This window comes from Ralstonia sp. SA306, assembly GCF_054792405.1.
This window is the reverse complement of the sequence record NZ_CP096451.1, coordinates 2,083,008-2,095,878: the sequence shown is the minus strand read 5'-3', so window position 1 is coordinate 2,095,878 and position 12,871 is coordinate 2,083,008. Positions and strand designations below refer to the sequence as shown.

The 12,871-nt window shown below is 62.6% G+C and carries 15 protein-coding genes; 9 read left to right on the top strand and 6 right to left on the bottom strand.

Annotated elements, in window-relative coordinates; all coding sequences use genetic code 11:
* Positions 1 to 54: 54 nt before the first annotated feature.
* The 3 genes from M1D44_RS10040 to M1D44_RS10030 all read left to right on the top strand — a co-directional run bounded on the left by M1D44_RS10040 (position 55) and on the right by M1D44_RS10030 (position 3,443).
* On the top strand, positions 55 to 552 hold the full coding sequence (locus M1D44_RS10040; protein WP_024976250.1) for an Lrp/AsnC ligand binding domain-containing protein: 498 nt from the start codon (positions 55 to 57) through the stop codon (positions 550 to 552).
* 64 nt (positions 553 to 616) lie between these two features.
* Positions 617 to 2,236 (top strand): alkaline phosphatase D family protein, encoded by a 1,620-nt coding sequence (locus M1D44_RS10035; RefSeq protein WP_316853307.1) that lies wholly within the window; start codon positions 617 to 619, stop codon positions 2,234 to 2,236.
* 82 nt (positions 2,237 to 2,318) lie between these two features.
* Complete coding sequence (locus M1D44_RS10030) at positions 2,319 to 3,443, top strand: PA0069 family radical SAM protein (protein ID WP_024976248.1); 1,125 nt, start codon at positions 2,319 to 2,321, stop codon at positions 3,441 to 3,443.
* Here M1D44_RS10030 and M1D44_RS10025 read toward each other — a convergent pair whose 3' ends face one another.
* The 3 genes from M1D44_RS10025 to M1D44_RS10015 all read right to left on the bottom strand — a co-directional run bounded on the left by M1D44_RS10025 (position 3,444) and on the right by M1D44_RS10015 (position 6,056).
* Positions 3,444 to 3,899: an NINE protein gene (locus M1D44_RS10025; RefSeq protein ID WP_024976247.1), complete on the bottom strand. Its 456-nt coding sequence runs from the start codon at positions 3,897 to 3,899 to the stop codon at positions 3,444 to 3,446.
* 500 nt (positions 3,900 to 4,399) lie between these two features.
* On the bottom strand, positions 4,400 to 4,789 hold the full coding sequence (locus M1D44_RS10020) for a hypothetical protein (RefSeq protein WP_024976245.1): 390 nt from the start codon (positions 4,787 to 4,789) through the stop codon (positions 4,400 to 4,402).
* A 193-nt stretch (positions 4,790 to 4,982) separates the two neighbouring features.
* Entirely contained in the window at positions 4,983 to 6,056 is a 1,074-nt protein-coding gene (locus M1D44_RS10015) for a PQQ-dependent sugar dehydrogenase (protein ID WP_316853308.1), read from the bottom strand.
* Between the two features lie 145 nt (positions 6,057 to 6,201).
* Here M1D44_RS10015 and rpsP point away from each other — a divergent pair, with 145 nt between their 5' ends.
* The 6 genes from rpsP (at position 6,202) to M1D44_RS09985 (ending at position 10,268) form a co-directional block, all read left to right on the top strand.
* Positions 6,202 to 6,456 carry a 30S ribosomal protein S16 gene (rpsP, locus tag M1D44_RS10010; protein WP_024976244.1) on the top strand — a complete coding sequence of 85 codons (255 nt, stop codon included), beginning with the start codon at positions 6,202 to 6,204 and terminating at the stop codon, positions 6,454 to 6,456.
* A 46-nt stretch (positions 6,457 to 6,502) separates the two neighbouring features.
* Positions 6,503 to 7,144 carry a ribosome maturation factor RimM gene (rimM, locus tag M1D44_RS10005; RefSeq protein WP_419177594.1) on the top strand — a complete coding sequence of 214 codons (642 nt, stop codon included), beginning with the start codon at positions 6,503 to 6,505 and terminating at the stop codon, positions 7,142 to 7,144.
* A 23-nt stretch (positions 7,145 to 7,167) separates the two neighbouring features.
* Positions 7,168 to 7,956: a tRNA (guanosine(37)-N1)-methyltransferase TrmD gene (trmD, locus tag M1D44_RS10000; protein ID WP_024976242.1), complete on the top strand. Its 789-nt coding sequence runs from the start codon at positions 7,168 to 7,170 to the stop codon at positions 7,954 to 7,956.
* 73 nt (positions 7,957 to 8,029) lie between these two features.
* Positions 8,030 to 8,416 carry a 50S ribosomal protein L19 gene (gene rplS / locus M1D44_RS09995; RefSeq protein WP_004629138.1) on the top strand — a complete coding sequence of 129 codons (387 nt, stop codon included), beginning with the start codon at positions 8,030 to 8,032 and terminating at the stop codon, positions 8,414 to 8,416.
* Between the two features lie 106 nt (positions 8,417 to 8,522).
* Complete coding sequence (locus M1D44_RS09990; RefSeq protein WP_112185384.1) at positions 8,523 to 9,218, top strand: CoA pyrophosphatase; 696 nt, start codon at positions 8,523 to 8,525, stop codon at positions 9,216 to 9,218.
* Between the two features lie 108 nt (positions 9,219 to 9,326).
* A complete protein-coding gene (locus tag M1D44_RS09985) occupies positions 9,327 to 10,268 on the top strand; it encodes a CobD/CbiB family protein (protein WP_112185382.1) in 942 nt (313 codons plus the stop codon).
* Between the two features lie 31 nt (positions 10,269 to 10,299).
* Here the strand turns inward: M1D44_RS09985 and M1D44_RS09980 are convergent, their stop codons facing one another.
* Genes M1D44_RS09980 through M1D44_RS09970 form a run of 3 tightly spaced genes read right to left on the bottom strand, consistent with a single transcriptional unit; the run spans position 10,300 to position 12,848 of the window.
* A complete protein-coding gene (locus M1D44_RS09980; RefSeq protein ID WP_024976239.1) occupies positions 10,300 to 10,614 on the bottom strand; it encodes a hypothetical protein in 315 nt (104 codons plus the stop codon).
* Positions 10,615 to 10,644: 30 nt separating this feature from the next.
* A complete protein-coding gene (gene rsgA / locus M1D44_RS09975; protein ID WP_112185380.1) occupies positions 10,645 to 11,592 on the bottom strand; it encodes a ribosome small subunit-dependent GTPase A in 948 nt (315 codons plus the stop codon).
* Positions 11,589 to 12,848: a M48 family metallopeptidase gene (locus M1D44_RS09970; RefSeq protein ID WP_316853309.1), complete on the bottom strand. Its 1,260-nt coding sequence runs from the start codon at positions 12,846 to 12,848 to the stop codon at positions 11,589 to 11,591. The genes rsgA and M1D44_RS09970 overlap by 4 nt, the downstream gene beginning before the upstream one ends.
* Positions 12,849 to 12,871: the final 23 nt, after the last annotated feature.

Here is a 12,871-nt window from a genome sequence, read left to right as displayed (position 1 = left end):
TTCTGTATATTTGTCGGAAACAGAAACAATTTCGATTTTGAGGCGTTTTCAACTATGCGAACCCAGCGCAAGCCCGTCCGGGCCCTCGATAAGCTCGATCGGCGCATCCTCGACCTGCTGCAAAAGGACGGACGGTTGTCGATGAAGGAGCTGTCCGAGGCGGTCGGCCTGACCATCACGCCGTGCATCGAGCGTGTCAAACGGCTGGAGCGCGAACGCTTCATCCTCGGCTACTACGCGCGGCTCAACCCGGCCATGCTGGGCGCGTCGCTGCTGGTGTTTGTGGAGATCAGCCTGGGCAGCAAATCCGGCAACATGTTCGAGCAGTTCCGGCGCGAGGTGCTGCGCATTCCCGAGGTGCTGGAGTGTCATCTGGTGTCGGGCGATTTCGATTACCTCATCAAGGCGCGCATTCGCGAGATGAGCGAATACCGCCGCTTGCTGGGCGACATCCTGCTGCAGTTGCCTGGCGCCGTGCAGTCCAAGAGTTACATCGTGATGGAAGAGATCAAGGAGACGCTCGCCATCGATGTGACGGAAGGGGCCGCGTGACGTAGCGTTGTCACGGAAACGCCTTAGGCTGGTCGGCACCTTCATCACCGACACCGGAGCCCGCATGTCCGACCAGCCGATCTTCAAACCGACCCGCCGCACGCTTATCAGGGGCCTCGTTTCCGCCAGCGGCACCGCGCTGCTCGGCTCGCGTATTGGCGACGTGCTGGCACAGGGCGTCGCGCCCGCTGCTGTGACGTCCGAGCGCCTGCGCCCCCAACTGCCTAGCGGTGTGATGAGCGGTGATATCACCGCCGACAGCGCCATCGTCTGGAGTCGCACCGATCGGCCTGCGCGCATGATCGTCGAATACTCGACGGACGCCGCCTTCAAGAACGTCGCGCGTCGCGTTGGCCCAGCGGCCCTAGAAAGCGGCGGGTTTACCGCACGCGTTGACCTGACGGGCCTGCCCGCTGGCGCTGACCTGTTCTACCGCGTTCGCTTCCAGGATCTCGTGCACGACAAAGTCTTCAGCGAGCCCGTCACTGGCCGGTTTCGCGCGGCACCCGTGTCGGCCAATCGCCCGATCTGCTTCGTCTTCTCCGGCGATGAAGCCGGCCAAGGCTGGGGCATCAACGAGCGCTTTGGCGGCTATCGGCTGTACGAAGCGATGCGCCGCGAATCGCCCGACTTCTTCATCCACTCTGGCGACCAGATCTACGCCGATGGCCCGATCCAGGCCGAGGTGAAGCTGCCCGACGGCTCGATGTGGACCAACCTCGTCACCGAGGCCAAGTCGCACGTTGCGCAAACGCTCGACGATTATCGGGGTGCCTTCGCCTACAACCAGCTCGACAAAAACAAGCGGGCGTTCTCGGCTGAAGTGCCGTTCCTCGTGCAGTGGGACGACCACGAAGTGCGCAACAACTGGTATCCCGGCCAGCAGATCGGCCCGGAAGAGAAGCGCTACCAGGAGCGTAGCGCGTCGCTATTGGCGGCGCGCGCGAAGCAGGCGATGTTCGAGTACAACCCGTTCCGCTTCAACCCGATCGACCCAGAGCAAATCTATCGCGCGTTCCAATACGGGCCGCTGCTCGACGTGTTCATGCTGGACGAGCGTAGCTACCGCGGGCGCAACTCGCCGAACCGCCAGACCTGGCTGGATGCCGATTCGGCCTTCCTCGGCCCGGCGCAAGCGGCATGGCTCAAGCAATCGCTCAAGCAGTCGAAGGCGACTTGGAAGGTGATTGCCAGCGACATGCCGATCTCGCTGGTCGTGCCCGATCTGAATCCGGACGTGCCCAAGGGCACCTACGAAGCCTGGGCCAATGCGGATGATGGCGCGCCGTCGGGCCGCGAACTGGAACTGGCTGAGATACTGCGCTTCATCAAGCAGGAGAACATCCAGAACGTGGTGTGGGTGACGGCTGATGTGCACTACGCACAGGCCACGTACTACCACCCATCGCGCGCGAAGTTCACGGAGTTCAAGCCGTTCTGGGAATTCGTCGGCGGGCCGATCAACGCGGGCACGTTCGGGCCGAACGAAGTCGACCAAACCTTTGGGCCGGACCTGCGTTACATCAGCATTCCCAAGGACAACCCACAGAACCAGTCGCCAGCGGCGCTGCAGCAGTATTACGGGCGCGCCAAGATTGATCCGTCCACGCGCACGATGCACGTGTCGCTTCACGATCTAGACGGCAAATCGCTCTGGGAAGTGAAGCTCGATCCCGAGGCGTAGCCGGTGTCACCCGCAGCGGGGCGGGGGCGGATGCGATAGGATCAGCAAGCCCCCGCATCCATTCTGTTCCGCTGTGTCCGATATGTCCGATCGCCACGTCCCCCGCAAGGGACGCGGCGCCACTTCCAATCTGCAAGGCCGCTTCGAACGCGACGAACGCACGCGCGTCGACGACGGCTGGCAACCGCTTGTCGGGCACCTCGATCCGGATGACGCGCCGCCGCGCATCCAGACCTCCGTCTCCATCGAACGCGCGCGCTCGATCCTGAGCCATAACCAGTCGCCGGATATTCCGTTTGGGGTGTCGCTGAACCCGTATCGCGGGTGTGAGCACGGTTGCGTGTATTGCTTTGCGCGGCCCACGCATGCGTATCTGGAGTTGTCGCCGGGGCTCGATTTTGAGACCAAGCTGTTCGCGAAAGCCAATGCCGCCGAGGTGCTGCGTGAGACGCTGGCCAAGCCCGGCTACCGTTGCGAGGCGATTGCGCTGGGCGTGAACACCGATGCGTATCAGCCGATCGAGCGCGAGTTGCGCATCACGCGCGACGTGCTACAGGTGCTGCACGATTGCGATCACCCGGTCGGGCTCATCACTAAGTCGACATTGATTGAGCGCGACATCGATCTGCTTGCCCCGATGGCGGCTAAGAACCTCGTCGTAGCCGCCGTTACGATCACCACGCTTGACGCCGATCTGGCGCGCAAGCTGGAGCCTCGCGCCGCCACGCCGTCGCGCCGCCTGCGCACGATTCGTACGCTGGCCGAGGCGGGTATTCCGGTGGGAGTCAGCGTCGCGCCGATGATTCCCTTCATCACGGACGACCACATGGAGCAGATTTTGGAGGCTGTGCACGAGGCGGGCGCCACGTACGCGAGCTACATCGTGCTGCGCTTGCCGAATGAGCTGAACGCGGTGTTCCAGGATTGGCTGATGGCGCATTTTCCCGACCGGGCGCAACGCGTGATGAACCGCATCCGCGATCTGCACGGCGGGCAGGATTACAAGGCGGATTTCGCCACGCGCATGCGCGGCACCGGCATCTGGGCGGACTTATTGCGGCAGCGTTTCTACAAGACCGCCGACAGGCTCGGCTTCAGTTACCACCGCTACAACGAACTGGTGCTTGATACCTCGCAGTTCAAACCTCCGGCGCGCGCTGCCAAGCCGCGAAAGCCGGTCGATGAGCGCCAGGGCAGCTTGTTTTGACTACTGCGACAGTTCTTTCGCTGCCTGCACCTGCGTTTCGAAATACGTCTGGAAAGTAATGGCGAGACCGGCCATCAGCAGGCCCGTGCCGATCATCAGCGTGAGGACGCTGAGCAATACGACAGGCCAGCCCGAATGCGTGGGCGTCCCGTCGGCATTGAATTGTGCATCCCATTTTTCGTCGGGGCGCAGGCCGTAGACCAGCGCAGACAGATAGCCCGCCAGCACTGAAGATCCACCGATTATTGCGCAGACCCAGCCCGGGATGCTCGCACGCTGCGTCGACCATAGCAGCGCCACGCCAACCGCACCGAGCATCATGGCAAGCACTTGCGACCACGCCCAGAAGTCGCGTCCGCCCTTGAGGTAGAAGCGATGCGCGCCCACGCTACCGAACAGGAAGGCGAGCAGCACGGTCAACAGCTTGGATTTTTTCTGGAGAGCGGTCGTAGGCATAGCGGGCGGTGGACACACGGCAAGAGACAGCGCCGCGCATTCTACGCCCAACATCAACCGCGGCGCAGCCAAAATGGCGGCGCCGGGAGCGCGTCCTAAAGACGCATCAGCAACTGGAAGAAGAGGCCGTCGGTTCGGCCGGATGCGCGCAACGCTGCGGAGCGCTTGCGGCAGGAGAGGCAGGATCACTAAATCGGAACCGGACGCAGCGATGGCACACTTATCGAAACCGTCGCGTCTTGCTGTAGCCGAGGTGCTTGATGGCGCGAACCGACTTCACCGTAGAGCAGGTGAGCGAGCATCAGCATAAAGGCCGTGGTCCAGATCAGGCCGAGGATAAGCCGCACATGGCGGTGGAGAGGGGATGACATTGGAGCACCTGTTGTCGTTGTGATTGGTGTGATGCTACGTGCATGCCAAACGTGTGCACGTAGCATCCTGGTACGACTCAGGCGTGCCCCGGCAAGTTCCGGGATGTGAAATGCGGCGGCGCGTGCGCCTTAGCCCCGGCGCGAGCCGCGCCAGTTGCCTTGGTCGCCGTTGCCGCGTTCCTGGCGCATGCGTTCCTGCTGCTGCCAGTCGCCGCGGCCGCCGCCATCCCGAGGTTGAACCCGGCCATTGAGGCGATCATCGGCACGGGCACGCGCTTCCATGCGCTCCATTTGTGCGCGGATGCGGGCCGCCTGCTCGCTACGCGTGTCGGCAAAGAATTGCGCCACCAACGGACGCTCCTGCGGCATCGTCTGTGCCGTTTGCGTCCAGACGGGCAGGGCGGATTTTGCAAAGGCGACGGCGGCTTGACGCGCCGATGCGTTGGCAGCCACAGCGCCCGCAGAGGCGACGATCAGAACGCCTGCCGCCAAGGGGCGAAGCAATGCGCGAATCGGCATGGCTATCTCCTGTCGGGCAAGGATTCGAAAGCGCCACGCGCCGCGTGCTTCTGGTATGTGCAACAGAGATCGGCAGCGCGTGTTCATGCTTGTCAATGTAAGGCTTCACTCAGCAGGCATCCACTGTCCGAACGTTACCCGTGTAACGAGATGTTTCGTGCACGCTTTGCCATGGCGAGGGGCGGCGCCGAGGTCATTTCCCCGTGTAGCGGATGCGATACACAGCGCCGGCCAAGTCGTCCGACACCAGCAGGCTGCCGTCGGGTGCCACGAGCACATCCGCTGGACGTCCCCACGCCTGTTCGCCCTGCAGCCAGCCGTGCGTGAACGGTTCCTGCTTCGTCACATTGCCGGCAGCGTCCAGTGCGACGCGCATGACGCGGTAGCCCACTTTCGACGATCGGTTCCAGGAGCCATGCTCGGCAATGAAGATGTTGTTCCGGTACTCAGCCGGAAAGCTGACCCCTGCATAGAACCGCATGCCCAACGCCGCCACGTGCGCCCCGAGCTTGGCGACAGGAGGCACGTAGTTGCTGCATGGGTGTCCGGCCCCGAATTCCGGGTCCGGAATGTTGCCCGCGTGGCAGAACGGGTAGCCGAAGTGCGGATTGGGTTTGGTGATGCGATTCAGCTCGTCGTCGGGCACGTCGTCACCCATCAGATCACGGCCGTTGTCGGTGAACCACAATTCGTGCGTGGTCGGGTGCCAGTCGAAGCCGACCGTGTTGCGAATGCCTCGCGCCACCAGTTCCAAGCCGCTGCCGTCGGCGTTCATGCGCATGATGTTGGCGTACCGGTTTTCATCCGGGCGGCAGATATTGCAGGGTGCACCAACAGGCACATACAGTTTTCCGTCTGGCCCGAATGCAATGAATTTCCAACCGTGATGCGTTTCCGTCGGCAGCTTGTCGTTGATGACCACGGGCTCGGGTGGATTGCTGAGTCGCTTGTCGATGCTATCGAGCCGCACCACACGCGAAACCGCAGACACATAAAGGTTGCCGTCACGCCATGCCACGCCGACAGGGAGTTGCAGCCCGGACGCCACCACATGGATCGGCGCATTCGGGGTCTGCAATGGCATCGCGTAGACTTTGCCGGCGCGGCCCCCAACATAAAGAATGCTGGCCGGAGAAAGCGCCATTTCACGTGCGGCCGGCATCGCGTCGGTCAGCACCTCGACACGGAAGCCGGGCGGTACGTGGAGTGTCTCGATGGGGAGCTTGGCGAGCGCCGCAGTCACTGCACCAAGCCAAGCTGCGACCACAATGGCGGGCTTTACGTACCGTCCTTACCGCGCGTGCCGCCCGGCATCTCCACTCGCTACGCCTAAGTGTTTGTTTGGTCGGAGAAATTGCGCTATACTTGCGTGTTTCTCTGTACGCATACCCAGTTTTTCAAGGAATAGATCCATGGTCGTGATCCGTCTGGCCCGCGGTGGCTCCAAGAAGCGCCCGTTCTTCAATATCGTTGCGACCGACTCGCGTAACCGCCGTGATGGCCGTTTCATCGAGCGCGTCGGTTTCTACAACCCGCTCGCCGGTGAAGGCGAAGAAGGTCTGCGCATCGTGCAAGACCGCCTGACCTACTGGGAAGGCGTGGGCGCACAACTCTCGCCGACGGTTGCCCGTCTGGTGAAGCAAAACGGCAAGAAAGCTGCTGCCTAAGTTTTAACATGCGTCGATCGACGGTGCCGTCCGAGCACTTCCTGCTGTGACGCGCGCCGCATCGACACGGCCCGGTCCTGTGGCTGCCGCAACGCAAGTAACCTCGCAAAAGGTTGCTGAACGGCTGCAAGCCATGCGCCCGGGGGCAGGCACCAATCCGACGCTCCCAGACGATCTCGTCGAGGTGGGTTATGTCGGTGGGGCCTACGGTATTCGCGGTTGGATCAAGGTCCAGTTGCACGGCGATGCCGACGCGCTGTTGAATGCCCGCACGTGGTGGCTCAAGCCGCCTGCTGGCGCGTTGGCAACGTCGGCAGACTGGCTGGTGTTTCCCGTTGGCACGTCGCGCGAGCATAGCGGTACGGTGGTGGCGGGTTCGCCTGCCGCGCCCGACCGCAACGTCGCCGAGGCACTGCGCGGCTATGCCGTGTGGGTCAGCCGGGCCGATTTTCCCGAGCCGGACGATGACGAGTTCTACTGGGTCGATCTGATCGGCGCCACGGTCGTCAACGAGCAACAGGAAACGCTTGGCACGGTGGCCGGCCTGATCGACAACGGTGCGCATCAAGTCCTGCGTATCGTCGGTGAAGGCGAGGTCGAGCGGCTCGTGCCATTTGTCGAGGTTTACGTGAAGTCGGTGGATGTCGCAGGCAAGCGCATCGTCGTCGACTGGGGTCTGGATTACTGAACATGCGGCCGGAGAATTCGGCGATGCAGTTCGACGTCGTCTCGCTGTTTCCGGACATGTTCCGGGCGCTGACGGACTGGGGGATCACCAGCCGCGCAGCCAAACAGCAGGTGTATACGTTGCGCACCTGGAACCCGCGCGATTTCACGACGGACAACTACCGTACCGTGGACGACCGCCCTTACGGCGGTGGTCCAGGCATGGTGATGTTGGCCAAGCCGCTGGAAGCTGCGCTGGATGCAATTCACGAGGCGCAAGCGCCGGCGGCGTCGCATGTGGTGCTGCTGTCGCCGCAAGGCAAGCCGCTCACGCACAAGCGGGTGATGGAGCTGGCGCAGCTGCCGGCGCTCACGTTGCTGTGCGGGCGCTATGAAGCGATCGATCAACGTCTGGTCGACCGTCGAGTAGATGAGGAAATCAGCCTTGGCGATTTCGTCCTCTCCGGCGGAGAGATTGCAGCGATGGCGATCATCGACGCCGTAGTGCGGCAGTTGCCCGGCGTGCTGGGCGATGCGCAGTCGGCAGTGCAAGACAGTTTCGTCAATGGTTTGCTGGACTGCCCGCACTACACACGGCCGGAAGAGTACGAAGGTGTGCGTGTGCCCGATGTGCTGCTGGGTGGTCACCACGCCGAGATCGAGAAGTGGCGCCGCCAGCAGGCGCTGTTGAATACGATGCGCAAGCGGCCCGATCTGATCGAGGCAGCGCGCAAGCAGGGTTTGTTGTCCCGCAGCGATGAGGTCTTCCTCGCTGCCGCGGCGATAACGGCAAAGGGGTCAGAGACTTCCATACCGGAAGGTTCGGCCAAGTGAAGTTCCCATCCTCTACCGGGGCCGCGGTCAACCGATCAGGCAAAACGCCGGCATGATGGTCTAGGAGAAAAAGATGAATCTCATCGAGCAAATCGAGCAGGAAGAAATCAAGCGCCTGACGGCCAACAAGACGATCCCCCCGTTCGCCCCTGGTGACACCGTGATCGTCAACGTGAACGTCGTTGAAGGCACCCGCAAGCGTGTGCAGGCGTATGAAGGCGTCGTGATTGCCAAGCGCAATCGTGGCCTGAATTCGTCGTTCATCGTTCGCAAGATCTCTTCGGGCGAAGGCGTGGAGCGTACGTTCCAGCTGTACTCGCCGCTGCTGGCCAGCATCGAAGTGAAGCGTCGCGGTGATGTGCGCCGTGCGAAGCTGTACTACCTGCGCCAACGCTCGGGCAAGTCGGCACGCATCAAGGAGAAGCTGACCTTCAAGCGCAAGGAAGCCGCAGCGGAGTAATCTGCGCGCGTTGCGAAAAGGCACCTTCGGGTGCCTTTTTTCTCTTTTGCGGCGGAAGATTGACCACATGTGTGTCTTCCGCCCACAACTCATTCATTCCCATCCGATGCGCCGTCCTGTGTTCGATCCTGAGCAGTTGCCGGTGGTGCCGACCGAGGCATCATTGCCGGCGCTCGGGGTCACGCGGCTGACCGCCGAGTTCGTGCGTGAACGGCTGCAAATGCCGCCCGACTGGCAGCCGGAGCAGACGGACGAATCCCGCCTGATCGACGCTTCGCTCAAGTTGCGCGAGGCAGCGGTGCTGGTGCCGCTGGTGCAGCGCGAGGCGGGTTTGACGGTGCTGCTGACGCAACGCAATGCGTCGCTTAGCCAACATGCTGGCCAAGTCAGCTTTCCGGGCGGCGGGCGCGAGGACTTTGACCGGGACATGGTCGACACGGCGCTGCGCGAAACGATGGAGGAGGTCGGCATCAGTGCGGATCACATCGAGGTGATCGGTAGCTTGCCTGACTACATCACCGGGACGGGTTTCCACGTGAGCCCGATTGTCGGGTTGCTGGTGCCTGATTTCACACTTCAGCCCGACCCAAGTGAAGTGGCCGAGGTGTTTGAAGTGCCGCTGGCCTTTTTGATGGACCCGGCCAACCACGAAGTGCGCGAACTGCGGTGGGAAGACCGTGTGCGTCGTTTCTATGCGATGCCATATCGGCGCTCTGGCCAAGAGTCTGACTCTGGTCATCACTTCATATGGGGTGCGACGGCGGGTATGCTGCGCAACCTGTATCACCTGTTGGCAGCGTAGCGTCGGCGCGAATATGGGCCCCAAGGTGCGCTGTTGCGCGCACGCTGTGTGCTATCGTCTTGCACATCGCCTCCACGGCGTGATCCACGCCTTCGCAACGCCCTTCCAATGACTTTTTTCTCCGTACTCTGCGCGCTGATTCTTGAACAGTTCCGTGCGCTCAGCCGGGACAACCCGATCTACGACGTCGTGCGCGCACTGGCCGCGCGGGCAGAAGAATGGTTCGACACGGGCCATCGTCGCGACGCCGTGCTCGCCTGGTGTGTGGTCACGCTACCGGCCGTGGTGGTCGTGGCGCTGGTGCACTATCTGCTGTCGTCGATCAGCCTTGGGCTGGCGTTCCTATGGAACGTGCTGATGGTCTATCTGACGCTTGGTTTCCGCCAGTTCAGCCACTACTTCACCGATATCCACGAGGCGCTGCGCAGCGATGACGTTGTCACTGCGCGCCTGCTCCTCAACGAATGGTCGGGGCAGGACACGACCGACATGCCTGTCAATGAGATCGTCCGCCATACGCTCGAATGCGCGATCGTGGCGGCGCATCGTCACGTGTTTGGCGTGTTCTTCTGGTTCCTGGTGCCGATCGGCCCGGCGGGTGTGGTGTTGTACCGCGGCGCTGAATACCTCGCTCGCCACTGGAGCGATACGTCGACGGAGCGCAGCCCCGCGCTCGGTCTCTTTGCCCGTCAGGCATTTTTCGTCATCGACTACATCCCCGCGCGCCTGACTGCGATCGGCTTCTCCATCGTCGGTAACTTTGAAGATGCCGTGTACGCGTGGCGCAACCGCGCTGCCAAGTGGAACGACGAAGTGAATGGCATCCTGCTGGCGGCCGGCGGCGGTGCACTGGGCGTGCGCCTTGGCACGCCCATTCCGCAACGCGATTCGGTCGATAGCATTGCCGACGAGGACGGCGCCTATCCAATGGAAGTGGGGCAGGAGCCGAACGTACGCACGCTGCAGTCAGCTGTGGGACTGGTGTGGCGCGCGGTGGTGCTGTGGATGCTGCTGCTGGCGATGCTGTCGATTGCCGTGTGGTTGGGCTGATGCGGCTGTCACCTAGCCGCTGAACGATCAATCAGGCCGCATCCTCGCGGTCTTTGCCGCAGCGCCAGCACTGGGCGAACTGCGGCTCGTGGCTCTCTCCGCAATGCACGCAACGCCATGCCGGACCGGTCGGCGGATGCTGCGCTTGATCGATCAGCGCTCGGGCCTGCGCTTCCTGCGCCGGGTTCACGAGCCACACTTGCGCTGCGCAGTCCTGCGGCGGAACGTCACCCGCTACGCTGCTCAGGTAAATGTTGCGCAGCTCGGTGCGGATGCCGGCGGCAGACAGCACGTTTTGCCAGTGTGCTGCCATGCCGAGCGATGAACTGCTGATCAGCAACTTCATCTCAGCCTCCCCGAACGTGTTACGAAGCCGCTACCAAGGCTTCTGTTGCTCCGATTCGTGCAGCAGTTGCGCGTAAAGCTGGTGCCGCCGTGGATCGATCTTGCCTTCGGTAATCGCACCCAGAATGCCACAGCCGGGTTCTTGCAGGTGTCGGCAGTTATAAAAGCGGCACTCGGTCAGGCGGGGGCGGAATTCGGGAAAGGCGCGTTCCAACATGCCTTCGCTCAGGTGATGCAGGCCGAATTCCTGGAAGCCCGGCGAGTCGATCAGCACGCCGCCCTGGCCCCATTCAGCGGGTAGGTGATAGAGCCGCGTGAACGTGGTCGTATGCTTGCCGGAATCCAGCTTCTCGGATATCTCCCGCGTTTGCGCGTCCACGCCCGGAATCAGCAGATTCAGCAGCGATGATTTGCCCATGCCCGACTGTCCGATCAGGATCGAAGCGCGCGCAGCCACGTGCGGTTCGAGCGCGGCGTGCGCGGCGTCCGGCGCGCCATGCACGGTCAATTCCACGATCGTGTAGCCCAGCTCTCGGTAGAGCGCCAAGCGCGAGCGCGCCGTCTCCAACCGCGCGGTCAGGTCGATCTTGTTGAGCAGGATCAGAGGGGTGATCCCGAGGGACTCTGCCGCGACAAGCGCGCGGCCGAGCAGGTCTTCCGAAAAGCTCGGCTCGGTGCCGAGCATGATGATGATCTGATCCAGGTTCGCTGCCAGTACCTTCGATTTGAACTGGTCGGAGCGGTGGAGCAGGTTACGGCGCTCGTCCACGCGCACGACGACGCCCTGGTCGACGGCGGTGGCTTCATAGACCACGCGATCGCCGACAGCGCATTCGCTGCGCTTGCCGCGCGGGAAGCATTGCAGGAAACCGCCGCCTTCGCGTTCTACCAGATAATGGCGCCCGTGTGCGGCGATGACGAGCCCGTGTTCGCCAGTGGCGGCCTGCTTATGGGCGCGGCCCAGTTTGCCGCGCGTCATGCCGTGCGGGCCTGTACAAGGCGCTCCACACGCTGCGATGCAGTGGGGTGCGAATAGTAGAACGTTGAGTAGACCGGGTCCGGGGTGAGCGTCGATGCGTTGTCCTGGAACAGCTTGACCAGCGCCGAGACGAGTTGATTGGCATCGGAGTGCTTGGCGGCGAAGGCATCTGCTTCGTATTCGTCCTTGCGCGATGACAGGCTCGCCAGCGGCGAGACGAAGAACGTGAATACCGGCAGCATCAGGAAAAACAGCATCAGTGCCAGCGCGTGGTTGTCGGAGAACAGGTTCGGCGCGACGCCTAGGCCCAGGTAGAACCACGTGCGCGTCATGAGCCAGCCGAGCAGCGCCAGTGCACCGAGGCTCAGAACGAACGTCACGGCGATGCGCTTGGTGATGTGGTGGCGCTTGAAATGGCCCAGCTCATGCGCGAGCACGGCTTCCATTTCGGACGGATTCAGGCGGGCGAGCAGCGTGTCGAAGAAGACGATGCGCTTGGTTGCACCAAAGCCGCTGAAGTAAGCGTTGCCGTGGGCGCTGCGGCGGCTGCCGTCCATCACGAACAGGCCCTTGCTGGCGAAGCCGCAGCGCTTGAGCAGGCTTTCGATGCGCGAGCGCATTTCCTCGTCCTGCAGCGGGGTGAACTTGTTGTAGAGCGGTGCGATGACGTTTGGGTAGATCGCCTGAACAAACAGCATGAACGCCATCCATACGATCCAGGTGTAAAGCCACCAGTACGCGCCCATCTTGCCCATCAGCCAGAGCACCGCCAGCAGCAGCGGCAGGCCCAGCACGGTGCCGATGGCCAAGCCCTTGAGGTTGTCGGCCAACCATAGCTTGAACGTCATGCGGTTGAAGCCGAATCGTTCTTCCACGACAAACTGGCCATACAGCGAAAACGGCAACTCGATCACGCTGCTGATCGCGATGACCGATGCGATCAGCGCCACGCCATACGCATAACCGGGGCCAAACACGCCCAGCCATGCCTGGTTGATCCAGTTCAGCCCGCCGAGCAGCGTCAGGGCGATCAGCAGGGCGGCCTGAACCGGCACTTCCAGCATCGCCAGGCGGGTGCGAGCGATGGTGTAGTCCGCGGCCTTGCGGTGCATGTCCAGTGTGATCGACTCGGCGAACTGCGCAGGCACGGCATCGCGGTGACGCGCCACGTGACGGACTTGCCGCGCGGCTAGCCACAGGCGCGTGGCGGACATCAATACAAGGGCGATCAGGAAGACAGCGGTAAAGGCGGGCATGTGGGGAAACACCTATCAGATAT